The organism is Micrococcus sp. KRD096, from assembly GCF_017168495.1.
Lineage (GTDB): Bacteria > Actinomycetota > Actinomycetes > Actinomycetales > Micrococcaceae > Micrococcus > Micrococcus luteus.
Genome location: NZ_JABFAY010000002.1, coordinates 15613 through 41942, shown reverse-complemented (window position 1 = coordinate 41942; position 26330 = coordinate 15613). Strand labels below are relative to the sequence as shown.

Below are 26330 nucleotides of genomic sequence, written 5' to 3'. Positions count from 1 at the left end.
CCCGTCGTCGTTCCCCCTCCGGCCGCCCGCGCCGCCCCTGGATCTGCCGCTGATCGGCCACGGCTACCCCGCGCTGCTGCGCACGCCGCGGGCCCGATGGTGGAACCCGCTCGCGTCCTTCGGCCTCGTGCTGGCCGGCCTGGTGGGCCTCCTCGTGCTCGGGGGCGTGCTGGGCGCTCTCGCCCTGATCGCCACGTCCGGGCCCGCGCTGCTCGGCGCGGCCGACCCGACGGACGTGACCGACCTCGACCTGTACTCCGCGCCCATGGTGCTGCTGAACAACCTCCTGCTCGCCGCGCTGATCGGGGTCGCGCTGCTGGCCGTGGCGCTGGGCCACCCCGTCGCCGCCCGCTTCGTCCACTCGGTCGAGGGCCGCGTGCGCTGGCGCTGGCTGGCGCGCTGCGTCGTCGTGCTGACGCCGCTGTTCCTCGCCTACGTGCTGGGCGCGTGGGCCCTCGACGGCGCCCCCACGGCCCCGCGCGCGCAGGACTGGGTCTGGCTGCTCGTCATGGCGTTCGTGCTCACCCCGTTCCAGGCCGCGGGCGAGGAGTACCTGTTCCGCGGGTGGCTGCTGCTGGCCGTCGGCACGTGGATCCGCCGGCCGGTCGTGGCCGCCGCGGTCACCGCGGTGCTCTCGGCGGCGACCTTCTCGCTCGCCCACGGCTCGCTCGACCCGTGGATCCTGCTGGACCTCGCCGCGTTCGCCGTCGCCGCCGTCCTGCTCACGTGGCGCACGGGCGGGCTCGAGGCCGCCGTCGCCCTGCACGTGGTCAACAACGTGGTGATCATCGCCGTGGGCACGCTCGTGGGCACCGTCGAGGACAGCTACGTGGGCGCGGAGACCGCCGGCTCCCCGGCGGCCACGCTGCTCTCGGTGGCGGTGGTCGCGGTGGCCACGGCGCTGCTGCTCTGGCAGGCGCGGCGGGCCGGGATCGCCCGGACGGTCCCGGTCACCGTGGGCGCCCGCCCCTGACCGGCGCCGCCCACCAGGCCACCGTCACGTAGGGCACCTGCAGGACCGCGTCCGCCGCATGGCCCAGGTGCTCGTGCAGGTACCAGTCGAGGTTGGCCGTCATCCGGGACCGGATCCGCTCGTCCGCGCGCAGCCAGTACGAGCGCGAGGCCATGAGCCCGTGCAGCCCCGCCGCGGTCATCGGCTGCGTCCACGCCCAGCGTGCGTGCTCCTCCGCCCCGAACGGGGCGGCGAACCGGCGCTGCTCCGGCCGGGCGGCGTGCACGTCCCCGGCGTGCATGATCCGGGTGAGACGGTGCACCCACGGCACCGCCGTGTCGAGCTGGTTCCACACCGCGGCCAGGCGCCCGCCCGGGCGCAGCACCCGTGCGGCCTCCGCGCTCGCCGCGGCCGGGTCCATCCAGTGCCACGCCTGGGCCGCCACCACGACGTCGGCGCTCGCCGCCGGCAGGCCCGTGGCCTCGCCCGTGCCCGGCACGGCGCGCACCCGCCCGCCCGTGCCGGCCGCGACCTCGCGTTCCAGGACGGCGCGCATCGACGCCGACGGCTCGAGGGCCGTCACCGTCCGCACCCGGTCCGCCGGGCGGGCCGCGAGCAGCCGGGTGAACAGTCCCGTGCCGGCCCCGAGCTCCACCACGTCCGCGCCGTCGGCGGTGCCCGCCAGGACGCGGTCCACCGCGGCGGCCGGGTAGGAGGGGCGGACGGCGTCGTAGTGCTCACCGCCGGTCTCGAAGGGGTTGGGCCCGGCCCGACGGGCCCGGGCCGGGCGCCCCGGCAGGTTCGGCACGGCGGGGAGAGCGCCCGGCTCCGGGGCGCTCACCGATCGGAGGGGGTCGTGGCCAGGATCGCCCGGGCCTCATCCACGTCCTGCGTGATCTGCGCCACGAGCTTCTCGACGCCCTCGTAGGCCACCATCCCGCGCAGCCGGGCCACGAACTCGACCTCGATGTGCTGGCCGTACAGGTCGAAGTCCTCCACGCGCTCGTCGTGGCGGTCGATCACGTGCGCCTCCACCACACGGGAGACGTCCTCGAAGGTGGGGTTCGAGCCGATGGAGATCGCGGCCGGCCACACCCCGCCGTGCGCGTCGTGCACCCAGCCGGCGTAGACGCCGTCGGCCGGGATCATGCCCTGCACATCCGTCTCGAGGTTCGCCGTGGGGAAGCCGAGCTCGCGGCCGCGGGCGAACCCGTGCACCACCTCGCCGGCGAGCACGTGGTGCCGGCCGAGCACGGCCGCGGCCTGAGCGACGTCGCCCGCGGCCAGCGCCTCGCGCACCCACGTCGAGGAGCAGCGGCGCTCCGGTTCGGCCCCGTGCTCGGCGGGGAACTCCTCGACGGCCTCGACCTCGAAGCCGTAGCGGGCGCCCAGGCGCACCATCTCCGCGACGTCGCCGGTGTTGCCCCGGCCGAAGCGCACGTCGTGCCCCACGACCACGACGGCGGCATGCAGCCCGTGCACGAGCATGCCGCGGACGAACTCCTCCGGGGACTGGTCCGCGAACTCGAGGGTGTAGCGCTGCAGGAGCACCGCGTCCAGACCCGCCTCGTCCAGGAGGACGACCCGCTGCTCGGGGCTGATGATGTCCACGTGGGGCGCCTCGGGCTGGTGCACGGCGCGCGGGTGCGGGGTGAAGGTCACGGCCACGGCCAGGGCGCCGCGGGCCCGCGCCCGCTCGACGACCCGGCGCAGCACCTCGCGGTGGCCGCGGTGCACGCCGTCGAAGTTGCCCAGGGTGACCACGGTGCGCGGCAGGTCCGTGGGGACCTCGTCCAGGCTGTTCCAGACCCGCATCAGAGCGCCCCCGCCTCGGCCGGGCGGGCGGGGCGGTGCGTCAGCAGCCAGATCAGGCCGACCACCGGCAGCACGAGCGGCACGTAGCCGTAGCCCGCGCCGAATCGGGACCACACGGTGTCGTGGGCGAACATCCCCGGATCCAGGGCGGTCCACAGGCCCACGCCGACCACGCCGGCCAGCTCCACGAGCACGGCGCCCAGCGCCACCGCCCAGGTGCGCGGGCCGGAGCGGGCGAGCGCGAACGTCGCCACGATGTACACGACCGCCGCGACCGCGGAGAGCGTGTACGCCACGGGGGCGGCGTCGAACTGCGTGAGGATCTGGAAGAGGCTGCGCGCGCTCGCCGAGAGGGCGAACACCGCGTAGACCATGACGATGATCCGGCCGAGACCCTGGTTGCGCGCGGGGGCGCCGTCGCTGGGTGCCATGTCCATCCTCCTCACCACTGCCCGAACCAGATGACCTGCATGCGGTGCAGCATCACGACGATCGTGGGCCCGACCACGGCCAGCACGAGGTTGGACCACCGGGTCTTGTCCGTGACGGCCCAGCCCACGGCGATCACCGGCACGATCAGGGCGGTGAGGATGTAGCCCCAGAACTCCCAGCCGGGGCCGTTCAGGGTGTCCCCGCCGAGCTGGCGGACGGCGGCGGCCGCCGCATAGACGAGCGTGAACAGCTCGACGGCGGCCACCGAGAGGATCGAGGCGTCCGCGGGGTGGCGGCGGATCGCCGTCATCACCACGCAGACCACGAACGAGACGGCACCGATCACCAGTCCCGTCCAGAACCAGGCGTCGAGGATCATGCGGTCCTTCCCTGTCCCGGCCCCTCGGCCGGGGCGAACACGAGCTGGGGCTTGGCGACGTCGGCGCCGCGGCGACGCACGTCGGAGACGAGGGCGATGACGCGGCCGTCCGGCGCGCGCCCGGCGACGAGCGTCTCACCCGTGCCGGTGGGCGCCACGACCCGCCCGAAGGCGAGCTCGTGGGCCTCGTCCTCCGTCAGCTCGCGCACCGGGAAGAGCCCGGCGGCGGCCTCGGAGAGCTCGGTCATCGCGAAGCGCTCCGCGAGGGCCTCGAGCGTGAGCGCGTCGGCCACGTCGAACGGGCCGACGGCGGTGCGGCGCAGCGCCGTGAGGTGCCCGCCGGTCTCGAGGGCCTCGCCCAGGTCGCGGGCGAGCGCCCGGATGTAGGTCCCGGAGGAGCAGCGCACGGTGACGTCGAGGTCGACCAGCCGGCCGCCGTCGAGCCGGCGCAGCTCGTGCACCGTGAACTCTTGCACGGTGACGGGGCGGGCGTCGAGGGTGACGTCCTCTCCCGCGCGGACGCGATCGTAGGCGCGCCGGCCCGCCACCTTGACGGCGGAGACGGCCGAGGGCGCCTGCAGGATCTCGCCCGTCAGGGCGGCGACCTGCTCGGCCACGCGCTCGGGCGTGACGGCATTGGCCAGCCGGGTCTGCACGACCTCGCCCTCCGCGTCGTCCGTGACGGTCGACTGCCCGAGCCGGATCGTGGCCCTGTACGTCTTGTCCGTGCCCGTGATGGCGGTCAGCAGGCGCGTGGCCTTGTTGACGCCGACCACGAGCAGGCCCGTGGCCATGGGGTCCAGGGTGCCGGCGTGGCCCACCTTGCGGGTGCCCGCCAGCCGGCGGACCCGCCCGACGACGTCGTGCGAGGTCCACCCCTGCGGCTTGTCCACGAGGACGACCCCCGACGCCTCCGTTCCCGGCGCGTCGGGGGCCTGTCCCCCGGTGCTGCGTGCGCTCACCGTGCCGCGGGCCTCAGGCGCGCGGGGCGTCGTCGGCGTCCGGCTCCGCGGCGCGGTACGGGTCCGCGTCACCGGCGTACGACGCGCCCTCGCGCGCCTTCGCCAGCTCGGCATCCCGCTCCTTGGCCACGCGGAGGACGTCCTCCAGGTGTGCGGCCGCCTCGGGGACGGTGTCCGCCACGAACTCGAGCGTGGGCACCAGGCGGATGGTGAGCCCGCGGCCCACCTCGCGGCGCAGGATGCCGCGGTTGTCCTGGATCCCCTCGTGGGCGGCGGCCACCGTGGCCTCGTCGCCCAGGACGGTGTAGTAGACGGTGGCGTGCTGCAGGTCGTTGGTCACGCGGACCTCCGTCACGGTGACGGGCTCCACGCGGTCGTCCTTGACGCCGCGGCGCAGCGCCTCGGCCACGAGGACCTTGATGCGCTGGGCCAGGCGGCCGGCGCGTGCCGGATCGGCCATGGTGCGGTTCCTTCCGGTGGTGATGGTTCAGAGGGTGGGACGCGGAGGGCGGGGGCCCGTGCGGGCCCCCGCCCCGGCCGTCAGACGCGCGGCTTCTCCTGCATCTCGAAGGTCTCGATCACGTCGCCCTCCTTGATGTCGTTGAAGCTGCCCAGGCCGATGCCGCACTCGTAGCCCTCGCGGACCTCCGTGGCGTCGTCCTTGAAGCGGCGCAGCGACTCGATCTTGAGGTGCTCGGAGACCACCACGCCGTCGCGCACCAGGCGGGCCTGGGCGTTGCGGCGGATGAGGCCCGAGCGCACGAGCGTACCGGCGATGTTGCCCCACTTGGAGGAGCGGAACACCTCGCGGACCTCGGCCGAGCCGAGCTCGACCTCCTCGTACTCCGGCTTCAGCATGCCCTTGAGCGCGTTCTCGATGTCGTCGATCGCGTCGTAGATCACGCTGTAGAAGCGCATGTCCACGCCCTCGCGGTCGGCCAGATCGGCGACCCGCTCGGCGGGGCGCACGTTGAAGCCGATGATGATGGCGTTGTCCACGGTCGCCAGGTTCACGTCGTTCTGCGTGATGGCGCCGACGCCGCGGTGGATGACGCGCAGCTGCACCTCGTCCTCGCCGACCTCGATCTTGAGCAGCGAGTCCTCCAGCGCCTCGACGGCACCGGACGCGTCGCCCTTGATGATGAGGTTGAGCGTGTCCAGCTTGCCCTCGGCCACAGCCTGGTCGAAGTCCTCCAGGGTGATGCGCTTGCGGCGCTTGGCCAGCTGGGCGTTGCGGTCCGCGGCCTCGCGCCTCTCGGCGATCTGGCGGGCGGTGCGCTCGTCGTCGGTGACGAGGAACGAGTCGCCGGCGCGCGGCACCGAGGACAGGCCGAGCACCTGGACGGGACGCGACGGATCGGCCGCCTCCACGGCGTTGCCGTTCTCATCGAACATGGCGCGCACACGGCCGTGGGCGGAGCCCACCACCATGGTGTCGCCCACGCGCAGCGTGCCGGTCTGCACCAGCACGGTGACGACGGCGCCGCGGCCCTTGTCGAGGTTGGCCTCGATGGCCACGCCTCGGGCGGCCTTGTGCGGGTTCGCCCTGAGCTCGAGGGCGGCGTCCGCGGTGAGCAGGATCGCCTCGAGCAGCTGGTCGATGTTGATGTTGCTGCGCGCGGAGACGTCCACGAACATCGTGTCGCCGCCGTACTCCTCGGGCACGAGGCCGTATTCGGTGAGCTGACCGCGGATCTTGTCTGGGGCGGCGGTGTCCTTGTCGATCTTGTTGACCGCCACCACGATCGGCACGCCGGCCGACTGGGCGTGGTTGAGCGCCTCGACGGTCTGCGGCATGACGCCGTCGTCGGCCGCCACCACCAGCACGGCGATGTCGGTGACCTTCGCACCGCGGGCACGCATGGCGGTGAACGCCTCGTGACCCGGGGTGTCGATGAAGGTGAGGCGACGCTGCTCGCCCTCGTGCTCCACGGGCACCTGATAGGCGCCGATGTGCTGGGTGATGCCGCCGGCCTCGCCCTCGATGACGTTCGAGGAGCGGATGGCGTCCAGCAGACGCGTCTTGCCGTGGTCCACGTGACCCATGACGGTGACGACCGCGGGGCGCGGCTCGAGGTCGGCCTCGTCCTCGTTGGCCTCCTCGGCCTCGAGGTCGATGTCGAAGGCCTCCAGCAGCTCCTTGTCCTCGTCCTCCGGGGACACGATCTGGACCTTGTAGCCCAGCTCGTCGCCGAGCAGCTGGAAGGTCTCCTCGTCGAGGGACTGGTTGGCCGAGGCCATCTCGCCGAGGGTGAAGAGCACCTTCACCAGGTCGGCGACGTCGGCGCGGATCTTCTCGGCGAAGTCGGCCAGGGACGCACCGCGGCGCAGGCGCAGGACGGTGGTGCCGTCGCCCTTGGGGACCTTGACGCCGCCGATCTCACGCGTGTGCTGCTGCTCGAACTCCTGGCGCTTCGCGCGCTTCGACTTGCGTCCCTTGCGCGGGCCGCCGCCGCGCCCGAAGGCGCCCTGGGCGTTGCCGCGACCGCCACGGCCGCCCGGGCCGCCGGGACGACCCGGGCCGCCGCCGGGGCCGCCGCCCGGACGGCCACGGCCGCGGGCCGGCTGCGGGGCCGGGGTGATCTGCTTGGGCATCATGCCCGGGTTCGGACGCGGCCCACCGGGGCGGGGGCCGCCGGCACCGGCCTGCGGACGGGGCCCGCCCGGACGAGGCGCGCGGTCCTCACGACCGGAGCGCATGCCCTGCGAGGGGGCGAACGGGTTGTTGCCCGGGCGCGGCGCACCGCCACGGCCGCCCGGGCGGGCGCCCGGACGAGACCCGGCGGAACCGCCCTTGGGGCTGAACGGGTTGTTTCCGGGACGCGGGGCGCCCGGCTTGGGCGCGGAGGCACCCGGCTTGGGCGCAGCGGCGCCCGGCTTCGGCGCGGCGGAACGGCCCGCGGCCGGGGCGGCGGGCGTGGACCCGGGCTTGGCGGCGGACTTGCCGGCACCCGGGTAGGCGTTGCGCAGCTTCTTGACCACCGGGGGCTCGATGGTGGACGAAGCCGAGCTGACGAACTCGCCGAGGTCCTTGAGCGTGCTCAAGGCCTCCTTCGAGGTGATGCCGAGCTCCTTGGCGAGCTCATGGACGCGGACCTTGGCCACGGTTCTCCTGTTCTGGCCCCACGGGCCGGAACGGAGCCGCTCGGGCTGTCCGTCTCAGCGCGTCCTGGGACCGTTGACGTTGCTCCAGGCCGTCGCGCGCGCCACCAGGGCACGCGCACCACGGCCTGCCTGATAGCAGGGGGTGAAGTTCATCGCTGGGCACTCATGCTTCAGTGCTCATCGGGTACGCATCAGATCTCTGACCCGCCTTCATCTGTCGGTCTGTCAGCCGGTGCCTCCGCAGTGCGGCCCAGCGCGTCGGCGTCGACGGCGGACCGGAAGGCCCGCCCGAACGCGCGGCGGCGCAGGGCGAGGTGGAGGCAGTCCTCACCGGGGTGCAGCCACGCACCCCGGCCTGGACGGCGTCGTTCCGGGTCCCAGACGACGGATGGGGGTTCCGTCGAGGAGTCCAGAGCGACGCGCACCAGCTCTTGCTGGTCCGCCCTCGATCGGCATCCGATGCAGGTGCGCACGACCGTCCGAGACGTCATGCGTTCACCCCTCACGGGCGTCGGATCGAGAAAGGACCTCATTCATCCTAGCGCGTCCGGGCCCGGATCTGTTCCCGGGGACGGTCAGCGGCCCGGGGCAGAGGTGGTGACCCCGTCGCCGACGATGTCGATCCGCCAGCCCGTGAGCTTGGCCGCGAGGCGGGCGTTCTGGCCCTCCTTGCCGATGGCCAGGGACAGCTGGTACTGCGGCACCACGGCGCGGGCCGAGTGCTGGTCCGCGTCGAGGATCTCCACCGAGACGGTCGTGGCGGGCGAGAGGGCGTTGGCGATCATCGCGGCGGGGTCGTCCACGTGGTCGACGATGTCGATCTTCTCGTCGTTGAGCTCCGTCATGACGGCGCGCACGCGGCTGCCCATCTCCCCGATGGAGGCGCCCTTGGCGTTCACCCCGGGGCGGGTGGCGCGCACGGCCATCTTGGTGCGGTGGCCGGCCTCGCGGGCCAGCGCCGTGATCTCGACCGAGCCGTCCGCGATCTCCGGGACCTCGAGCTCGAAGAGCTTGCGCACGAGGCCGGGGTGCGAGCGGGACACCGTGACGGACGGGCCCTTGGCGCCGCGCGTCGCGGAGACCACGTAGGCGCGGATCCGGCGGCCGTGGGCGTAGTCCTCGCCGGGCACCTGCTCGGGCGGCGGGAGGACGGCCTCGAGGGTGCCGAGGTTCACCTGGACCATGTGGCGGTTCAGGCCCTGCTGGATGACGCCGGAGACGAGCTCGCCCTCCTTGTCCTTGAACTCGCCGAGGACCTTGTCGTCGTCCTCCTCGCGCATGCGCTGGATCATCACCTGGCGCGCCGTGGAGGCGGCCACCCGCCCGAAGCCGTTCGGGGTGTCGTCGAACTCGCCGATGGGTGTGTCGTCCTCGTCCAGCTCCGTGGCCCACACGGTGACGTGGCCGGTCGCGCGGTCGATCTCCACGCGGGCGCGCTTCAGGGCCCCCGGGGTGCGGTGGTACGCCATGAGCAGGGCCTGCTCGATGGTGGGGATGAGGCGGTCCATCGGGATCTCCCGCTCCGCCTCCAGCATGCGCAGCGCGCTCATGTCGATGTCCAACTCATGCCTCCGTGTGCTCGGCCGTGTCCTCGCCCGCGGCGGCGTCGGCGTCGCCGGCCTGCTGAGCGGGGCTCCACTCTACCTGCACGATCGCCGGACCGAGGCGGTCGAGGGCGACCCGCTCGGCGGGCAGCTCCTTGGCCTTCATGCCCTTCTTCGCGGGCGGGCGCACCACGGCCAGCTCGACGTCGTCGTCCGTCACGTCCTTCAGGCGGGCGGTCACGGGCGCGGCGCCGTCGACCGAGACCTCGACGAGACGGCCGACGTTGCGGGCGAAGTGGCGGGGCTCGGTGAGCGGGCGGTCCACGCCCGCGGTGGTGACCTCCAGCAGGTACTCCCCCGCACCGACGCCGGGCACGTGGTCGCCCAGGGCATCGAGGGCGGCGGAGACCCGGCCGGAGAGGCGGGCGACGTCGTCCAGGCTCAGGCCCTGGGTGCCCGAGGCGCGGTCGAGGACCACCTCGACGGTGCGGTGCTCGGCGGTGCCCGTGGCGCGCACCTGCTCCACCACCACGTCGTCGGCCGCCAGGGCCTCCTCGACGCGGGTGCGCAGCTCGGCGAGGTCGTCGCGGCGGTCGGTGCTGTCCATGGGGTGCCTCACTCGTCGGGTCGGGGCCGCCGCGCCACGCGGGCGGAGGCCGGGGTCGGGATCCGGGGCCGAGCCTACCGGCGGCCCACGGCGGGGCCGAGTGCTCCCGACCGGGTCGGACGGGGCGGGCTCAGCGCAGCAGCGGGGCGAGGGTGTCCGCGCCGACCTTGACGATGAGCGCGGCCACCACCACGAGGTACACCACGCGGATGAAGCCGGTGCCGCGGGCGATCGCCATGCGGGCCCCCACGTAGCCGCCCACGAGGTTGGCCGCGCCGAGCAGCAGCCCCAGGCCCAGCACCGCGTGCCCCGAGGGCACGAAGTACGCGAGGGCGCCGAGGTTGGTCGCGAGGTTGACCACCTTCGCCTGTGCCGAGGCGTGCAGGAAGTCGAACTTGAGCAGCAGGACCAGCCCCAGGATGAGGAACGTGCCCGTGCCGGGGCCGAGGACGCCGTCGTAGAAGCCCACCGCCGCGCCGAGCGCCACGGCCCGGGCCAGCGCGGTGCTCCGCCGCGGTCCCACGCCGGCGACCTGCCCGAGGCCCGGGCGCACGGCCGTGAACACGGCGACGGCGATCAGCGCCACCAGGATCACGGGCCGGATCACGCCGGCCGGCAGATGCGCGGCCACCACGGCCCCGCCCAGGGCCGCCGCGAAGGCGACGGCGGCCATCGGCAGTGCGGTGGACAGGTCCTGCCGCAGGCGCCGCCGGTAGGTGAGCGCCGACGTCGCCGTGCCGAACACCGAGCCGAGCTTGTTGGTGGCCAACGCCTGGATCGGGCTCAGCCCGGGCACGAGCAGCAGGGCCGGCAGCTGCAGGAGCCCGCCCCCGCCCACGACGGCGTCGATCCAGCCCGCCGCGAAGCCCGCGGCGAGCACGAGGACGAGCAGTCCGGCGGTCAGCTCGACGGCGCCGAACCACTCAGCGCCCGTGGCGCACCTCCGCGAGCACCGCCGCGACGGCCCCGTCCACGGGCACGGGGCGCGCCTCGCCGGTGGCCCGGTCCTTGAGCTCGAGCTCACCGTCGGCCAGGCCGCGGCCGATCACCACGGTGGTGGGCACGCCGATGAGCTCGGCGTCCTTGAACTTCACGCCGGGGCTGACCTTCGGACGGTCGTCCACGAGCACGGTCAGGCCCTCGGCCTCGAGGCCCGCCGCGAGGGTCTCGGCGGCGGCGAAGCCGTCCTCGCCCTTCGTGGCGACGACGACGTGCACGTCCGCCGGGGCCACCGCGCGCGGCCACGCCAGGCCCTTGTCGTCGTGGTAGCGCTCGGCGATCGCGGCGACGGCGCGCGTGATGCCGATGCCGTAGGAGCCCATGGTCACCACGACCTGCTTGCCGTGGACGTCGAGGACCTTCAGGTCGAGGGCCTCGGCGTACTTGCGGCCGAGCTGGAAGATGTGGCCCATCTCCATGCCGCGGCGGGTGTGCAGCGGGCCGGAGCCGTCCGGGGCCTCGTCGCCCTCACGCACCGCGGTGGCCTCGAGCACGCCGTCCCACGTGAAGTCGCGGCCGGCCACGAGGCCGAACACGTGGCGCTGGTCCGCGTTCGCGCCGGTGATCCACGCGGTGCCGGGGGCGATGCGCGGGTCCACGAAGAAGGGCAGGCCCGAGACGGAGCCCTCCGCGCCGAGCACCGGGGTGCCCTCGACCGCATCGGCGGCCGCGGGGCCGATGTAGCCCTTGACCAGGGCGGGGTGCGCGGCCAGGTCCGCGGCGGTCGCGGCCTCGAGCGTGGGCTCGCCGACCACGCCGAGCGCCGGGCCCACGGACGCCTCGAGGCGCTTGAGGTCCACCTCACGGTCGCCGGGCACGCCCACGACGAACGAGCGGCGCTCGCCGCCGTCCACCACCGCGGTGACCACGACGCACTTGAGCGTGTCCGCGGCGGTCCACGGCTCGCCCTCGCGCGGGGCCAGCCGGTTGGCGACGTCCACGAGCGCGGCGATGGTGGTGGAGACCGGGGTGTCCTTGACCTCGGCGGCGGGCAGGGCCGCCATGGCCGCCTCGTCCAGCGGGGCGGGGGCCACCGTGGTGACGGCCTCGACGTTGGCGCGGTAGCCGCCGTCGGACTCGACGAAGGTGTCCTCGCCCACCTCGGTGGGGTGCAGGAACTCCTCGGAGCGGGAGCCGCCCATCGCACCGGAGGTGGCCCGCACCGGCACGACCTCGAGGCCGAGACGGTCGAAGATCCGCAGGTAGGCGGCCCGATGGGCCTCGTACGCGGCGTCCAGGCCGGCGTCGTCCACCGTGAAGGAGTAGGAGTCCTTCATGATGAACTCGCGCCCGCGCAGCAGGCCGGCGCGCGGGCGGGCCTCGTCCCGGTACTTGGTCTGGATCTGGTACAGGTACGCGGGCAGGTCCTTGTACGAGGAGTACAGGTCCTTCACCAGGAGCGTGAACATCTCCTCGTGCGTGGGGGCCAGGAGGTAGTCGTTGCCCCTGCGGTCCTGCAGGCGGAACAGCCCGTCGCCGTACTCCTCCCAGCGCCCCGTGGCCTCGTAGGGCTCCCGCGGCAGCAGCGCCGGGAAGTGCACCTCCTGGGCGCCGATCGCGTCCATCTCCTCGCGCACGATCCGCTCCACCTTGGCCAGCACCTTCAGGCCCAGCGGCAGCCACGAGTAGATGCCCGGGGCCGCGCGACGGATGTAGCCGGCACGGACGAGGAGCCTGTGGCTCGCCACCTCGGCCTCCGCCGGGTCGTCGCGCAGGGTGCGCAGGAACAGGGTGGACATGCGCAGGGGCATGACGGGGCCTCCTCGGACGGGCTCGCGCGGTCGGGGGCGGCGCGCGGGACGGGACGACGCCGGCACGGGGTGCCCGGCGTCCTGACCGCCGATCCTATCGCCCGCGCAGGGTCCGCCGGGTCAGTACAGGACGGTCGCGAACGTGCCGCGCCGCTCGAACCCCACGCGCTCGTACGTGCGCAGCGCGGGGGTGTTGTACGCGTTGACGTAGAGGCTGACCACGGGCGCCTGGAGGCGCACGTAGTCCACGACGGCGGCCATCGCCGACGCCGCCAGCCCTCGGCCCCGCGCGGCGGGGGCCATCCACACGCCTTGGATCTGGGCGCACCGGGAGGAGAGCAGACCGATGTCCGCCTTGAAGCGCAGCGGGCCGCCCGCGTCGCGCGGGCCCGGGTCGATGAACACGCGCCCCGCATGGATCAGCCGCTCGACGCGGTCACGGTACTGGGCCGCGCCGCCCGCGAACGGGGAGAAGCCCAGCTCCTCCTCGAACATCGCCGCGCTGGCCGGCAGGACGCGCGCGAAGTCCTGGCGCTGCGCCTGCACCACGTACGGGTTCGGGTCGATCACCCCGGAGTCGCCCAGCACGAGCAGCGGCTGGTCGGGGCGCACGGACCGGGACCGGTGGCCCGCGGCGGCGAGGGCCTCGCCGGCGGCCAGGACGGGACCGGAGGGGCCGTAGATCGACCCGTACCGGCGGCGCAGCGCGGCGGCCGCCGCGCCGAGCGCCTCCGCGTCGCCCGGCGCCCAGCCCGCGTCCGGGGCCTCGGACGCGGCGACCGGCACCACGTTCGAGCCGATCCAGACGGCCGCGCGCAGCCTCCCGGCGCCCGGGGCGTCGTCGTCGATCCCGAGGAACAGGGTGCCCGCCGCTCCCCCGCGCGGGCCGGCCAGGCGGCCCGCCTCGAGCAGGGAGTCCACGAACACGTTGGACACGGGGGCACGGGCGGACAGGGCCGCGAGCGCGGCGGTGTCCGCGTCGGTCAGCAGGCGGACGCGGTCAGCCGTGGCAGCCCGGACCTCCCGGTCAGTGGACGGAGACCACCGGGGCACCGGCGGCAGCCTGGTCACCGCCGTCCTCCCCCAGGTCCATCTCGCCGGCGATCCGGTTGGCCTCCTCGATGAGGGTCTCCACGATCTGGTCCTCGGGCACGGTGCGGATGACCTCGCCCTTGACGAAGATCTGGCCCTTGCCGTTGCCGGAGGCGACGCCGAGGTCGGCCTCGCGGGCCTCGCCCGGCCCGTTGACGACGCAGCCCATGACGGCCACCCGCAGCGGGACCTCGAGGTCCTGGAGGCCCTCGGTGACCTGCTCGGCCAGCGTGTACACGTCCACCTGGGCGCGGCCGCACGAGGGGCAGGAGACGATCTCGAGCTTGCGCTCGCGCAGGTTCAGGGACTGCAGGATCTGCAGGCCCACCTTGACCTCCTCGACCGGCGGCGCGGAGAGGGAGACGCGGATGGTGTCGCCGATGCCCTGGCCGAGCAGGTAGCCGAAGGCGGTGGCGGACTTGATGGTGCCCTGGAAGGCCGGGCCGGCCTCGGTGACGCCGAGGTGCAGCGGCCAGTCGCCCTGCTCGGCGAGCAGCTCGTAGGCGCGGGCCATGATCACCGGGTCGTTGTGCTTGACGGAGATCTTGAAGTCCTTGAAGCCGTGCTCCTCGAAGAGGGAGGCCTCCCAGACGGCGGACTCGACGAGGGCCTCCGGGGTGGCCTTGCCGTACTTCTGCAGCAGGCGCGGGTCCAGGGAGCCGGCGTTGACGCCGATGCGGATGGAGGTGCCGTGGTCCGAGGCGGCCTGCGCGATCTCCTTGACCTTGTCGTCGAACTTCTTGATGTTGCCCGGGTTCACGCGCACGGCGCCGCAGCCGGCCTCGATCGCCGCGAACACGTACTTCGGCTGGAAGTGGATGTCCGCGATCACGGGGATGGTGGACTGCTGGGCGATGACCTTGAGGGCCTCGGCGTCCTTGTCCGTGGGGCAGGCCACGCGGACGATGTCGCAGCCGGCGGCCGTGAGCTCGGCGATCTGCTGCAGGGTCGCGCCGATGTCGTGCGTCTTGGTGGTGGTCATCGACTGCACCGAGACGGGGTGCTGCGAGCCGACGCCCACCGAGCCCACCTGGATCTGCCGGGTGGTGCGGCGCGGGGCCAGCACGGGCGGCGGGGCGGACGGCATTCCAAGGCTGACGGGCACGGGGGCGCTCCTCATGGGTTCTCGGGGTCGACGGCGCGGGGCCGCCGGGTTCTCCGGTCCATCCTAGGCGCGCGGGCGCCCCGGGGCTCGGGGCGACCGCCCACGGCGAACGGGCCGGGCTCAGAACAGCCGGACCGGCTCCACGATGTCCGCCACGATCAGGATGACGCCCATGAGCAGCATCGCCGCGCCCACCGCGTAGGTCAGCGGCAGCATGCGGGCCAGGTCGAACGGCCCCGGGTCCGGGCGGCCCGTGATCCGGGCCCAGCCGCGGCGCACCGCCTCCCACAGGGCGCCGGCCACGTGGCCGCCGTCGAGCGGGAGCAGCGGGATGAGGTTGAACACCATGAGCGCCACGTTCACGCCCGCCAGCAGGGACAGCAGCAGGGCGGCCTTGTCCGTCAGCGTGGCCTCCTCGAGCGCCGCCGCCTCCCCGGCGATCCGGCCGACTCCCACCACGGACATCGGGCCGTCCGGGTCGCGCTCGGCCGGGGTCACCACGGCGACGGCGGTGTCCCACAGCCGCTGCGGCAGCACGAGGACGACGTCGACGACGCCCCGCACCTGCTGGGTGACGAGCGGGCCGGCGTCGAGCGGGGTGCCGCGGACCGTCTCGAGCTGCGCGCCCATGCCGATGAACCCGACCTCGTGGGTCGCCACGGTCCCGTCCGGGGCCCGCTCGGGCCGGCCCAGCGCGTCCGTCACGGGCCGTTCCGTCAGGCGCGGGGTCAGGGTGGCGCTCATCCGCTCGCCGTCGCGCTCCCACTCGATCCGGGTGGGCTGTCCGGCGCGGTCCCGGATCGCGGCGGAGAGGGCGTCCCAGTCGGAGACCGGCCGCCCGTCGAAGGCGAGCACGGTGTCCCCGGGGCGCAGTCCCGCCTCGTGGGCGGGCCCGTCGGGATCGCCCGGGCGGCAGTCCTCTGTCCCGCCGGAGGCGGCGCGGGCCTGCTGCTCCTGGGTCGTGACCACGCACCGGTAGACCTCGGCGACGGTGGTGCTGGGCTGCGAGGTGCCCACCGTGGTGACCAGCAGGGCGGTGACGCCCAGCGCGATGAGCAGGTTCATGAACGGCCCGCCGAGCATGATCACCACGCGCTTCCACACCGGCAGGGCGAGGAAGCGGCGGTGCGCGTCGCCGGGGCGGACCTCCTCGGCGGCCTGGGCCCGCGCGTCGTCGGCCATGCGGCCCAGCTGCCGGACGAAGCCCGTGGACGCCGTGCGGGGCGTCTGCCCGGGCCGCGGCGGGGGCAGCATCCCGATCATCGCGACGTACCCGCCCAGCGGGACGGCCTTGAACCCGTACTCCGTCTCGCCGCGGCGCCATGAGAAGAGCGTCGGGCCGAAGCCGATCATGTACTGCGTGACGCGCACGCCGAAGAGCTTGGCCGGGACGAGGTGGCCGACCTCGTGCAGGGCGATCGAGACCGCCAGGCCCAGTGCGACCGCGAGGACGCCCGCGATGTACCAGAGGATCTCCACGGCGGTCACCAGCGGGCCCGCGCCGCACGGCGCGCCCAGGTCTCGGCGGCGAGCACGGCGTCCACGGTGAGCCCCGTCGGCGCGGGGTCGTGGCCGGCCGCGGCGAGCACGTCCTCGGGGGCGTAGTCGGCGACGACGGCGCGGACCGTGTCCACGATCCCGTCGAAGGGCAGGACGCCGGCGTGGAAGGCGTCCACCGCCTCCTCGTTGGCGGCGTTGAACACGGCCATGTGGGTGGGTGAGGCGGCTGCCGCCTCCTTCGCGGCCCGCACGGCGGGGAAGGCCTCCTCGTCGAGGGGCTCGAAGGTCCAGGTGGCCGCCCGCGTCCAGTCGCAGGCCGGGGCCGCGCCCGGGAGCCGGCGCGGCCAGCACAGCCCGAGGGCGATGGGCAGGCGCATGTCCGGCGGGGAGGCCTGGGCGAGCGTGGACCCGTCGACGAACTCGACCATCGAGTGCACCACGGACTGCGGGTGGACCACGACGTCGATCCGGTCCAGGGGCACGTCGAACAGCAGGTGGGCCTCGATCACCTCGAGGGCCTTGTTCACGAGGGAGGCGGAGTTGGTGGTGACGACGCGGCCCATGTCCCACGTGGGATGGGCGAGGGCCTGGGCGGGGGTGACGGCGTGCAGGGCGGCGCGGTCCAGGCCGCGGAACGGCCCGCCCGAGGCCGTGAGCACGAGGCGGCGGACCTCGTCCGCCGTGCCGCCGCGCAGCGCCTGCGCGAGCGCGGAGTGCTCGGAGTCCACCGGCACGAGCTGGCCCGGGCGGGCGGCCGCCTTCACGAGGGCCCCGCCGACGATGAGCGACTCCTTGTTGGCCAGGGCCAGGCGGTGACCGGCGTGCAGCGCGGCGAGGGTGGGTCGCAGGCCGATCGAGCCCGTGATCCCGTTGAGGACGGTGTCGGCGCCGGGCCACGCGGCGATCTGCTCGGCGGCGCGCGGCCCGGTGAACAGCACGGGTCGGGGGGCCGGGCGCCCGAGGCGGGCGGCGGCGTCGGCGAGGGCGGCACGCAGCTCCTCCTCCCCCGCCGCGGCGGAGCCCACCGCCTCGACCTCGAAGCGCACGGCCTGCTCGGCCAGCAGGGTCGTGTTCGCCCCGCCCGCGAGCGCGACGGCCCGGAGCCGGGCGGGGTCCTGGGCGATCACGTCGAGGCCCTGGGTGCCGATCGAGCCCGTGGAGCCGATCAGGGCGACGGCGCGCGGGGCGCCGTCGTCGTCCGCCGGGGCGGGGGCGGGCAGCGTGTAGTCGGTGAGGGATCCGTGCGTCACCCCGCCATGATGCCAGCCGGGCCTGGACACGGACGGGGGGCCGGCCGGACGGACGCCGCACCGCGACGTCCCGCCCCGCCGACCCCCGTGGGGCCGGGTCAGCCGCGGATCAGTGCTGCACCGGCTTCTCGGCGCCGATGCCGGTGAGGGAGCGGACCTCCATCTCGGCCTGCTTGTCGGGGTCCTCGGCGCGCGACGAGGTCACCGAGCCGAGCCAGCCGAGGAAGAAGGCCAGCGGGATGGAGACGATGCCCGGGTTCTTCAGCGGGAACACCGCGAAGTCCGCGCCCGGGATCATCGAGGTCGGCGTCCCGGACATCACCGGGGACAGGACGATCAGGATGATCGCGGAGAGCAGTCCGCCGTACATCGACCACACCGCGCCGCGGGTGGTGAAGCGCCGCCAGAACAGGGAGTAGAGGATGGTCGGCAGGTTCGCCGAGGCCGCCACCGCGAAGGCGAGCGCCACGAGGAACGCCACGTTCTGGCCCTGGGCGGCGATGCCGCCGACGATCGCCAGGACGCCGATCACCACCACGGTGATCTTGCCGATCCGCACCTCCTCCTGCGGGGTGAGCGGGTGCTTGGCGATCACGGAGCCGTACACGTCGTGGGCGAAGGACGCCGCCGCCGTGATGGCCAGGCCCGCGACCACCGCGAGGATGGTGGCGAACGCGACCGCCGAGATCAGGCCCAGCAGGATGGAGCCGCCGAGCTCGAACGCCAGCAGCGGGGCCGCGGAGTTCTGCCCGCCGGGCGCGGCCAGGATGCGCTCGGGGCCGATCAGCGCGCCGGCGCCGTAGCCCAGCACGAGGGTGAACAGGTAGAACGCGCCGATGAGGACGATGGCCCACACCACGGACTTGCGCGCCTCCTTGGCGGTGGGCACCGTGTAGAACCGCATGAGCACGTGCGGCAGGCCGGCGGTGCCGAGCACGAGCGCGATGCCCAGGGACACGAAGTCGAGGCGGGTCAGCGCGCTGGCGCCGTACTGCAGGCCCGGCTCGAGGATCGCCTCGCCCTTCGGGTTCATCTCGACGGCGGCCCCCAGCATGGCGTTGAAGTCGAAGCCGAACAGGGCCAGCGACCACACGGTCATGATCCCCGCGCCGGCGATCAGCAGGATCGCCTTGATGATCTGCACGTAGGTGGTGCCCTTCATGCCGCCGATCAGCACGTAGACGATCATCAGCACGCCCACGATCACGATCACGAGGGCCTGGCCGGCCCGGTCGTTGATGTTCAGCAGCAGGGACACCAGGCCGCCGGCGCCGGCCATCTGGGCCAGGAGGTAGAAGAGGCAGACGGCCATGGTGCCGAAGGCGGCGGCGATGCGCACGGGACGCTGCTGCAGGCGGAAGGACAGCACGTCCGCCATGGTGAACTTGCCGGTGTTGCGCAGCAGCTCGGCCACCAGCAGCAGGGCCACGAGCCACGCCACGAGGAAGCCGATCGAGTAGAGGAAGCCGTCGTAGCCGTAGAGGGCGATCGCGCCCACGATGCCCAGGAACGAGGCCGCGGAGAGGTAGTCACCCGCGATGGCCGTGCCGTTCTGGGTGCCGGAGAAGCCGCGGCCGCCGGCGTAGTAGTCGGCCGAGGACGCGTTCGTCTTGGACGCGCGGATCACGATCACGAGGGTGACCACCACGAAGGCGACGAAGATGCCGATGTTCACGGCGGGGTTGCCGACCGTCTGCGGGGCGGCCTGGAGCAGGGGGGTGAGCGCGCTCATCGCGTGGCCTCCGGGTTCTCGTGGGTGCCGGCGGCCTCGCGCTCGAGGCGCTCACGCAGCGCGGTGGCGCGGGGGTCCAGGGTCCGGTTGGAGAAACGGACGTAGGCGAAGGTGATCAGGAACGTGGTGACGAACTGGAGCAGGCCGAGGATCAGGCCGAGGGTGATGTTGCCGCCGAGGCGGATCGCCATGAACTCGGGGAAGAACGCGCCGACGATCACGAACACCAGGTACCAGACGAAGAACGCCACGGTCATGGGGAAGGCGAAGGATCGGTGGGTGCGCCGGAGCTCGATGAACTCCTCGGACTGCTGCGCGGCGCGGAACTGCGCGGCCGTGGGGACCGGCGCCGTGGGCTCGCTGGATGACATGGGCCCTCCGGGGGTGCGTAGGACGGATCAGTGTGAGACAGATCACTGTGATGACAACCACACTCTGGCGGGCGGAGGGGTGCGCCGTCAAGCGCACCCCTGGGCCGTGCGCCCCTGTGACAGCCCCGGTGCGCAGCCGTGCGGACACGGCCGCGCCCCGACGGCACGGAGCCGCCGGGGCACGGGGCCGCAGAGGAGCCGGTCAGGGACTCGCGGGCCGGGCCGCGTCCGCGCGGCGCAGGACCGCGCGGGCCTGGGCGAGGACCACCTCGTCGACCATCGTCCCGTCCAGCTCGAAGGCCCCGTGTCGGCCCTCGGCCGCGGCGAGGACGCGCCGGGCGCGCTCGACGGCCTCCGGGGCGGGCGTGTAGGCGGAGCGCACGACGGGCACCTGGCGCGGGTGCAGGCACACGGTCGCGGTGCAGCCCAGGGCGACGGCGTCCTCGGCCTCGGCGGCCAGCCCGGCCTCGTCGCCGAGGTCCAGGTGGACGGCGTCCCATGCGGCCGCGCCGTGGGCGGCCGCCGCCAGCAGCACCGTCGCGCGGGCGTGCTGGACCACGGAGCGGTAGGCGCCCCCGGGGGTGCGGGAGGAGCTGCCGCCCATCGACGCCACGAGGTCCTCGGCGCCCCACATCAGCGCCCCCACGTGCGGGTGGGCGGCCAGGTCGGCGGCGGCGAGGATCCCGGCCGCGGTCTCGCACAGGGCGACGACGCGGGTCTGCGGGCCGAGGGCGGCGACGACCCCGTCCACCTGCACGGCGGACTCGGCCTTGGCGAGCATGAGCGTGCGCCAGCCCGTCCCGGCGAGCATGGCCAGGTCGGCGTCGTGGTCCGCGGTGCCCGCGGGGTTCACGCGCACCACCACGCGGCCCTCGTCCAGCGGGCCGCCGTCGACCCCGCCCGTCACCCGCCCCGCCCAGGCCGCCGCGACGGCGTTCCGCGCGGCGGGCCGGGCGTCCGGGGTGACGGCGTCCTCGAGGTCGAGGATCACCGCGTCGGCGCGCTCGAGCGCCGTGGCGTACCGCTCGGGGCGGTCCGCCGGGGTGAACATGACGGCCGGTCCGAGGCTCAGCGCGCTCATGCCCGCTCCCCCGTGCCTGCGGCGTCGGCGGCCTTCGCCTTGGCCTCCGCGTGCGCCTGCGCGGTCCACATCAGACAGGTGCGCTGGGCGCGGACGACGACGTCGCCGTGCTGGTTCTCCCCCGTCATCGCGAACGTGACGACCCGCTGCCCCGGTCGCGAGGAGGACTCGCGGATCGCGGTGACCTCGGAGCGCCCGTAGAGCGTGTCCCCGTGGAAGACCGGCTTCGGGAACGCGATCTCCCCCAGGCCGAGCTGGGCCACGAGCGTGCCCTGCGTGGTCTGACCGACGGCGAGGCCCACCAGGGTGGACAGCGTCAGCATCGAGTTGACCAGTGGCCGGCCGAACGGCTGGGCCGCCGCGTACGCGTGGTCCAGGTGCAGGGCCTGCGGGTTCATGGTGAGGGTGGTGAACAGGACGTTGTCCGCCTCGGTGAGCGTGCGGCCGGGCCGGTGCAGGTAGACCTGGCCGACCGCCAGCTCGTCCGCGTAGCGGCCCCGCTGCTCGATCTCGACGCGCTCCGTCACGTCAGAGGCCCAGCTCGCGGGCGATCAGCATGAGCTGCACCTCGGTGGTGCCCTCGCCGACCTCGAGGATCTTGGAGTCGCGGTAGTGACGGGCCACGAGGGTCTCGTTCATGAAGCCGTAGCCGCCGAACACCTGGGTGGCGTCCCGGGCGTTGTCCATGGCGGCCTCGCCGGCGATCAGCTTGGCCATGGCGGCCTCGGTCTTGAACGGCTTGCCGGCCAGCATCTTCTGGGCGGCCTCGTAGTAGGCCAGGCGGGCGGCGTGCGCGCGGGCCTGCATGCGGGCGATCTTGAAGGACACGGCCTGGAACTGCCCGATCTTCTGGCCGAACGAGGTCCGCTGCTTGGCGTAGGCGACCGACTCGTCCACGCAGCCCTGGGCCGCTCCGGTGGCCAGGGCCGCGATGGCGATGCGGCCCTCGTCGAGGATCTCGAGGAAGTGGGCGAAGCCGCGGCCGCGGGCGCCCAGCAGGTTCTCCTCCGGCACGCGCGCGTCCGTGAAGTGCAGGGCGTGGGTGTCCGAGGAGTTCCAGCCGACCTTGTCGTAGGCCTTGGCCACGGAGAAGCCCTCGGTGCCGGCGGGCACGAGGATCGTGGAGATCTCCTTGGCGGGGCGGCCGTCGTGGCCGGTCCTGCCCTCCACGGTGCCGGTCACGGCGGTGACGGTGACGAGCGAGGTGATGTCCGTGCCGGAGTTGGTGATGAACTCCTTGGCGCCGTTGATGCGCCACTGGCCGTCCTCGAGCGCGGCGGTGGTCTGGGTGCCGCCGGCGTCGGAGCCCGCGCCCGGCTCGGTGAGGCCGAAGCCGGCCAGGTGCGTGCCGGCCACGAGGTCCGGCAGCCAGCGCTGCTTCTGCTCCTCGGTGCCGAACTTCAGCAGCGGCATGGCGCCCAGGGAGACGCCGGCCTCGAGGGTGATGGCCACGGACTGGTTGACGCGGCCGAGCTGCTCGAGCGCCAGGGCCAGGGCGAAGTAGTCGCCGCCCATGCCGCCGTACTCCTCGGGGAACGGGAGGCCGAACAGGCCCATCTCGCCCATCTGGGCCACGATCTCGTACGGGAACTCGTGCTGGGCGTCCAGCTCGGCGGAGACCGGGGCCACGACCTCGTCGGCGAACTCGCGGACGGTGTCGGAGAGGACCTGGTAGTCCTCCTCGAGGGCGGGCAGGGTGCGGTGCTTGGTGCTCATGGTCCTCTCCTGTTCTCAGGTGTTCTCTGCGGGTGCTGCGTGCTCGGCGGGCTCGACGACGGCGATCAACGCCTGCGCGGCCACGGCGTCGCCCTCGGCGACGTGGACGGTTACGACGCCGGCGACGGCGGCCGTGACGGGGTGCTCCATCTTCATGGCCTCGACCACCGCCAGCTCCTGGCCCGCGGCCACGGTGTCCCCGGTGGCCACGGACACGGCGACGACGGTGCCCGGCATGGGCGTGCGGGCCTCGGGGGACGCTGCGCCGGCCGGGGCACGACGCGCGGCCGCGGCCGCGCGGGCAGCCTCGACCACCTCGGCCCGGGTGAGGCGGCGGACCTGCCACGCGGCGCCGTCGCGGTGCAGCCACGCTGAGCGTGGGTCCCGCGGGTCACCGGCCAGGAGGTTGACGCCCGCCAGGGCTCCGGCGTCCTCGTCCACCTCGGCGTCGGCGGCGGGGGCGGTGAGGATGCGGTCCTCGTCCCCGACCCGCACGCGCATCCCGGGCTGCGGGGCGCCCGCGCCGCGCCAGCCGTCCGCCCGGGCCCACGCGGTGCCGGCCGCGCGCTGCTCGGCGGCGGCCGCGTCCTCGGACACGTCGGCCAGGGCATCGGCCGCGAGGGCGGCGAGGTCCTCGGGCAGCGCGGGGGCGGTCCACGCCTCGAGGCCGTCGATCAGCTCGGTGGTGAGCCGGCCGGTCCGCACATCCGTGCGGGCAGCGAGCTCGCGCAGCCAGCCCAGGTTGGAGCGGACGCCGAACAGCACGGTGTCCGCGAGCGCGGCGTCGAGCCGGTCCAGGGCCTCGGCGCGGTCGGCGCCGCGGGTGATGAGCTTGGCGATCATCGGGTCGTAGAAGCCGGTGATCTCGGGCTGTGCGCCGTCGACGTCCACGGGGTCCACGGCGCCGGCGGCGGGGCCAGTCTGCGGTCCGGAGCCGAACGCGCGCTCCTCGGCCGGCCGGGAGGGCAGCAGGAGGGTGTCGACGCGGACGCCCTCGCCGGCGGGCTCGCGCCAGCGCAGCACCGGCCCGGTGGAGGGCAGGAAGCCGTTCGCGGGGTCCTCCGCGTAGACGCGGGCCTCGACGGCGGCGCCGTCGAGGGTCACGTCCTCCTGGGCGAAGCCGAGCGGCCCCCCCGCGGCGATGCGCAGCTGCAGCTCCACGAAGTCCAGGCGCTGTCCGCGCACCCGGACGACCTCCTCGGAGACCGGGTGCTCCACCTGCAGGCGGGTGTTCATCTCCATGAAGAAGAACTCGTCCGGGTTCTCGTCCGAGACGAGGAACTCGACGGTGCCGGCACCGCGGTAGCCCACGGACACGGCCGCGTCCACGGCGGCCCGGCCCAGGCGCTCGCGGAGCTCGGCCCCGTGCGCCAGCCCGGTCAGCAGGGGCGCGGGGGCCTCCTCGATCACCTTCTGGTGGCGGCGCTGCAGGGAGCACTCGCGCTCGCCCAGGTGCACGGTGGCGCCGTGGGCGTCCGCGAACACCTGCACCTCGATGTGCCGGGGCGCGGTGATGAGCCGCTCGAGCAGCAGGGTGTCGTCGCCGAACGCGGAGCGCGCCGTGCGCCGGGCCGAGGCGAGGGCGCCGGGCAGCTCCTCGGCGGCGCGCACGGCCACCATGCCCTTGCCGCCGCCGCCCGCGGAGGGCTTGATCAGCAGCGGGAAGCCGACGCGCTCGGCCTCGGCCGTGATCTGCTCGTCGGTGAGCGCGGGGTCCTGGATGCCGGGGACCACCGGCACGTCGTACGCGGCCACGGTCTCCTTGGCGCGGATCTTGTCCGCCATCGCGTCGAGCGAGGCCACGGGCGGGCCCACGAACACGATGCCGGCCGCGTCCAGCGCGCGGGCGAAGTCGGCGTTCTCGGACAGGAAGCCGTAGCCGGGGTGCACGGCCTGGGCGCCGGTGCGGCGCGCGGCGTCGACGACGGCGTCGATGTCCAGGTAGGACTCGCGGGCCGGAGCCGGGCCGAGGCGGACCGCCGTGTCCGCCTCGCGGACGTGCCGCGCGTCGGCGTCGGCGTCGGAGTGCACGGCCACCGAGCGGATGCCGAGGCGGCGCAGGGTGCGGATGACGCGCACGGCGATCTCGCCGCGGTTGGCCACCAGCACGGTGTCGAACAGGGGCGTCCCCTGGGCGTGGTTCTCGGTCACGGGTGCCTCACATGCGGAACAGGCCGAACCGGGAGTCCGGCAGCGGGGAACGGGAGATGACGTCGAGGGCCAGGGAGAGCACCCGGCGGGTCTGGCCGGGGGTGATCACTCCGTCGTCCCAGAGGCGGGCGGTGGAGTACAGGGGGCTGCCCTGGTCCTCGTACTGCCGGCGGACCGGCGCCTGGAAGGCCTCGACCTCCTCGGGGGACATCGGCTCCTCCCCCGCGGCGGCCCGCTGGTCCTGCTTGATCTGCGTGAGCACGGAGGAGGCCTGCGGGCCGCCCATCACGGAGATGCGCGCGTTCGGCCACATCCACAGGAAGCGGGGTGAGTAGGCGCGGCCGCACATCGCGTAGTTGCCGGCGCCGAACGAGCCGCCGATCACCACGGTCAGCTTGGGCACGCGGGCGGTCGCGACGGCGGTGACCATCTTGGCGCCGTCGCGCGTGATGCCGCCGGCCTCCGCGTCCCGACCCACCATGAAGCCGGAGATGTTCTGCAGGAACAGCAGCGGGATGCCGCGCTGGTCGCACAGTTCGATGAAGTGCGCGCCCTTGCGGGCGGAGTCTCCGAACAGGATGCCGTTGTTGGCGAGGACGCCCACGGGGTGGCCGTCGATCCGCGCGAACGCGGTGACCAGGGTGGTGCCGTAGAGGGGCTTGAACTCGTGGACGGAGCCGCCGTCCACGAGGCGGTCGATCACCTCGCGCACGTCGTAGGGGGTGTTCACGTCCACGGGCACGACGCTGGTCAGTTCGGCCGGGTCCTTGGCGGGCTCCGCGGCGGGGGCGACCTCCCAGGCCGGCGCCTCGGCCGGGGGCAGGGTGGCCACGATGTCCCGGAGGATCTGCATGGCGTGCAGGTCGTCGTCCGCCAGGTGGTCCGCGACGCCGGAGCGCTCGGCGTGCAGCCGGCCGCCGCCGAGGTCCTCGGGCGAGACGTCCTCCCCGATCGCGGCCTTCACGAGCGGGGGGCCGCCGAGGAAGATGGTGCCCTGCTCGCGCACGATCACGGTCTCGTCCGACATGGCCGGCACGTACGCGCCGCCCGCCGTGGAGGAGCCGCACACCGCGGCCAGCTGCGGGATGCGCTGCGAGGAGAGCAGCGCCTGGTTCCGGAAGATGCGGCCGAAGTGCTCGCGGTCCGGGAAGACCTCGTCCTGGCGGGGCAGGAACGCGCCGCCGGAGTCCACGAGGTAGATGCACGGCAGGCGGTTCTCCAGGGCGATCTCCTGGGCCCGCAGGTGCTTCTTCACCGTCATGGGGTAGTAGGTGCCGCCCTTCACGGTGGCGTCGTTGCCGACCACCATCACGAGGCGGCCGTGGACCAGGCCGATGCCCGCCACGACGCCCGCGGCGGGGCTGTCCCCGTCGTACAGGCCGTGCGCGGCCAGCGCGCCGACCTCGAGGAAGGGCGAGCCCTCGTCGAGCAGCGCGTCGATGCGGTCCCGCACCAGCAGCTTGCCGCGGCCGGTGTGGCGCTCGCGGGAGCGCTCGGGCCCGCCGAGCGACGCGCGGGCGACGAGGTCGGCGAGCTCCTGCTCGAGCCGGGCGTGGCCGGCCGCGTTGCGCTCGGCCACGGTGGGCGCGGACTGCGCGGCCGGGGCCGGGGTGCTGGCGGTCATGAGACCCCCTTCAGTGAATGACGACTAACTGAACCGAGCCTCAGTGTAGTGACGATCGTCACTGACGTCGACCGGGCGCCCGGCGCGCCTCGTCCCGTCCTACAGTGGATCCCATGCCCGCCGTCGATCCCGCGTCCCCCGCCGCCCCGGCGTCGGGCGGTC

The 26330-nt window shown here is 74.1% G+C and carries 24 protein-coding genes; 1 reads left to right on the top strand and 23 read right to left on the bottom strand.

Translation table 11 applies throughout. The annotated features are described in order from the left end of the window. Positions 1-973: CPBP family glutamic-type intramembrane protease (locus tag J1M41_RS00440; RefSeq protein WP_206450926.1), on the top strand; the 973-nt coding region annotated here is incomplete at its 5' end. Here the strand turns inward: J1M41_RS00440 and J1M41_RS00435 are convergent. From J1M41_RS00435 to J1M41_RS00325, 23 genes are all read right to left on the bottom strand, one after another. Beyond that, on the bottom strand, positions 951-1793 hold the full coding sequence (locus tag J1M41_RS00435) for a class I SAM-dependent methyltransferase (RefSeq protein WP_206450925.1): 843 nt from the start codon (positions 1791-1793) through the stop codon (positions 951-953). The genes J1M41_RS00440 and J1M41_RS00435 overlap by 23 nt on opposite strands. Next, a complete protein-coding gene (locus J1M41_RS00430; RefSeq protein WP_206450924.1) occupies positions 1790-2767 on the bottom strand; it encodes a bifunctional riboflavin kinase/FAD synthetase in 978 nt (325 codons plus the stop codon). The genes J1M41_RS00435 and J1M41_RS00430 overlap by 4 nt, the downstream gene beginning before the upstream one ends. Continuing rightward, complete coding sequence (locus tag J1M41_RS00425; RefSeq protein ID WP_036336703.1) at positions 2767-3198, bottom strand: hypothetical protein; 432 nt, start codon at positions 3196-3198, stop codon at positions 2767-2769. The genes J1M41_RS00430 and J1M41_RS00425 overlap by 1 nt, the downstream gene beginning before the upstream one ends. 11 nt (positions 3199-3209) lie before the next feature. After that, positions 3210-3578, bottom strand: a complete 369-nt coding sequence (locus tag J1M41_RS00420) for a hypothetical protein (protein ID WP_036336701.1) — start codon at positions 3576-3578, stop codon at positions 3210-3212. After that, positions 3575-4540 (bottom strand): tRNA pseudouridine(55) synthase TruB, encoded by a 966-nt coding sequence (truB, locus tag J1M41_RS00415; protein ID WP_206450923.1) that lies wholly within the window; start codon positions 4538-4540, stop codon positions 3575-3577. Before truB ends, J1M41_RS00420 begins: the two co-directional genes overlap by 4 nt. A gap of 13 nt (positions 4541-4553) precedes the next feature. Beyond that, positions 4554-5000 (bottom strand): 30S ribosome-binding factor RbfA, encoded by a 447-nt coding sequence (rbfA, locus tag J1M41_RS00410; protein WP_136940854.1) that lies wholly within the window; start codon positions 4998-5000, stop codon positions 4554-4556. Between the two features lie 80 nt (positions 5001-5080). Next, positions 5081-7645, bottom strand: coding sequence for a translation initiation factor IF-2 (gene infB, locus J1M41_RS00405; protein ID WP_206450922.1), 2565 nt, complete (start codon positions 7643-7645; stop codon positions 5081-5083). Positions 7646-7836: 191 nt separating this feature from the next. Beyond that, positions 7837-8136: a YlxR family protein gene (locus J1M41_RS00400; protein ID WP_228070540.1), complete on the bottom strand. Its 300-nt coding sequence runs from the start codon at positions 8134-8136 to the stop codon at positions 7837-7839. 84 nt (positions 8137-8220) lie between these two features. Then, a complete protein-coding gene (gene nusA / locus J1M41_RS00395) occupies positions 8221-9207 on the bottom strand; it encodes a transcription termination factor NusA (RefSeq protein ID WP_060974126.1) in 987 nt (328 codons plus the stop codon). Position 9208: 1 nt separating this feature from the next. After that, a complete protein-coding gene (locus tag J1M41_RS00390; RefSeq protein ID WP_036314068.1) occupies positions 9209-9796 on the bottom strand; it encodes a ribosome maturation factor RimP in 588 nt (195 codons plus the stop codon). Between the two features lie 130 nt (positions 9797-9926). Next, positions 9927-10676, bottom strand: a complete 750-nt coding sequence (locus J1M41_RS00385; RefSeq protein ID WP_206450921.1) for a TSUP family transporter — start codon at positions 10674-10676, stop codon at positions 9927-9929. Between the two features lie 43 nt (positions 10677-10719). Then, on the bottom strand, positions 10720-12546 hold the full coding sequence (locus J1M41_RS00380) for a proline--tRNA ligase (protein ID WP_044658608.1): 1827 nt from the start codon (positions 12544-12546) through the stop codon (positions 10720-10722). 120 nt (positions 12547-12666) lie between these two features. Then, the gene (locus tag J1M41_RS00375) at positions 12667-13599 is read right to left on the bottom strand and encodes a GNAT family N-acetyltransferase (RefSeq protein WP_206450920.1); all 933 of its coding nucleotides are present in this window, start codon (positions 13597-13599) and stop codon (positions 12667-12669) included. Next, positions 13574-14725 (bottom strand): flavodoxin-dependent (E)-4-hydroxy-3-methylbut-2-enyl-diphosphate synthase, encoded by a 1152-nt coding sequence (gene ispG / locus J1M41_RS00370; protein WP_036314066.1) that lies wholly within the window; start codon positions 14723-14725, stop codon positions 13574-13576. The genes J1M41_RS00375 and ispG overlap by 26 nt, the downstream gene beginning before the upstream one ends. A gap of 138 nt (positions 14726-14863) precedes the next feature. Continuing rightward, positions 14864-16231: a site-2 protease family protein gene (locus J1M41_RS00365; protein WP_206450919.1), complete on the bottom strand. Its 1368-nt coding sequence runs from the start codon at positions 16229-16231 to the stop codon at positions 14864-14866. Then, positions 16228-17463, bottom strand: a complete 1236-nt coding sequence (gene dxr, locus J1M41_RS00360; RefSeq protein WP_206451017.1) for a 1-deoxy-D-xylulose-5-phosphate reductoisomerase — start codon at positions 17461-17463, stop codon at positions 16228-16230. The genes J1M41_RS00365 and dxr overlap by 4 nt, the downstream gene beginning before the upstream one ends. A 139-nt stretch (positions 17464-17602) precedes the next feature. Further along, positions 17603-19225 carry a cation acetate symporter gene (locus tag J1M41_RS00355; protein ID WP_041104224.1) on the bottom strand — a complete coding sequence of 541 codons (1623 nt, stop codon included), beginning with the start codon at positions 19223-19225 and terminating at the stop codon, positions 17603-17605. After that, on the bottom strand, positions 19222-19596 hold the full coding sequence (locus J1M41_RS00350) for a DUF485 domain-containing protein (RefSeq protein WP_206450918.1): 375 nt from the start codon (positions 19594-19596) through the stop codon (positions 19222-19224). Before J1M41_RS00350 ends, J1M41_RS00355 begins: the two co-directional genes overlap by 4 nt. A gap of 202 nt (positions 19597-19798) precedes the next feature. Beyond that, entirely contained in the window at positions 19799-20677 is an 879-nt protein-coding gene (locus J1M41_RS00345; RefSeq protein ID WP_206450917.1) for a CoA ester lyase, read from the bottom strand. Next, on the bottom strand, positions 20674-21204 hold the full coding sequence (locus tag J1M41_RS00340) for a MaoC family dehydratase (RefSeq protein ID WP_063190287.1): 531 nt from the start codon (positions 21202-21204) through the stop codon (positions 20674-20676). The genes J1M41_RS00345 and J1M41_RS00340 overlap by 4 nt, the downstream gene beginning before the upstream one ends. 1 nt (position 21205) lies before the next feature. After that, a complete protein-coding gene (locus J1M41_RS00335; RefSeq protein ID WP_063190286.1) occupies positions 21206-22393 on the bottom strand; it encodes an acyl-CoA dehydrogenase family protein in 1188 nt (395 codons plus the stop codon). Positions 22394-22408: 15 nt separating this feature from the next. Next, positions 22409-24544 (bottom strand): biotin carboxylase N-terminal domain-containing protein, encoded by a 2136-nt coding sequence (locus J1M41_RS00330; RefSeq protein WP_206450916.1) that lies wholly within the window; start codon positions 24542-24544, stop codon positions 22409-22411. Positions 24545-24551: 7 nt separating this feature from the next. Continuing rightward, positions 24552-26168, bottom strand: a complete 1617-nt coding sequence (locus tag J1M41_RS00325) for a carboxyl transferase domain-containing protein (RefSeq protein WP_206450915.1) — start codon at positions 26166-26168, stop codon at positions 24552-24554. Between the last annotated feature and the right edge of the window lie 162 nt (positions 26169-26330).

Bases quoted from the DNA above. Each gene is read 5' to 3' on its own strand.
- J1M41_RS00430 (WP_206450924.1), bottom strand. From the start codon at position 2,767: ATGCGGGTCTGGAACAGCCTGGACGAGGTCCCCACGGACCTGCCGCGC.
- J1M41_RS00425 (WP_036336703.1), bottom strand. From the start codon at position 3,198: ATGGCACCCAGCGACGGCGCCCCCGCGCGCAACCAGGGTCTCGGCCGG.
- J1M41_RS00420 (WP_036336701.1), bottom strand. From the start codon at position 3,578: ATGATCCTCGACGCCTGGTTCTGGACGGGACTGGTGATCGGTGCCGTC.
- rbfA (WP_136940854.1), bottom strand. From the start codon at position 5,000: ATGGCCGATCCGGCACGCGCCGGCCGCCTGGCCCAGCGCATCAAGGTC.
- J1M41_RS00400 (WP_228070540.1), bottom strand. From the start codon at position 8,136: ATGACGTCTCGGACGGTCGTGCGCACCTGCATCGGATGCCGATCGAGG.
- J1M41_RS00390 (WP_036314068.1), bottom strand. From the start codon at position 9,796: ATGGACAGCACCGACCGCCGCGACGACCTCGCCGAGCTGCGCACCCGC.
- J1M41_RS00380 (WP_044658608.1), bottom strand. From the start codon at position 12,546: ATGCCCCTGCGCATGTCCACCCTGTTCCTGCGCACCCTGCGCGACGAC.
- ispG (WP_036314066.1), bottom strand. From the start codon at position 14,725: ATGCCGTCCGCCCCGCCGCCCGTGCTGGCCCCGCGCCGCACCACCCGG.
- J1M41_RS00355 (WP_041104224.1), bottom strand. From the start codon at position 19,225: ATGAGCGCGCTCACCCCCCTGCTCCAGGCCGCCCCGCAGACGGTCGGC.
- J1M41_RS00350 (WP_206450918.1), bottom strand. From the start codon at position 19,596: ATGTCATCCAGCGAGCCCACGGCGCCGGTCCCCACGGCCGCGCAGTTC.
- J1M41_RS00345 (WP_206450917.1), bottom strand. From the start codon at position 20,677: ATGAGCGCGCTGAGCCTCGGACCGGCCGTCATGTTCACCCCGGCGGAC.
- J1M41_RS00335 (WP_063190286.1), bottom strand. From the start codon at position 22,393: ATGAGCACCAAGCACCGCACCCTGCCCGCCCTCGAGGAGGACTACCAG.
- J1M41_RS00325 (WP_206450915.1), bottom strand. From the start codon at position 26,168: ATGACCGCCAGCACCCCGGCCCCGGCCGCGCAGTCCGCGCCCACCGTG.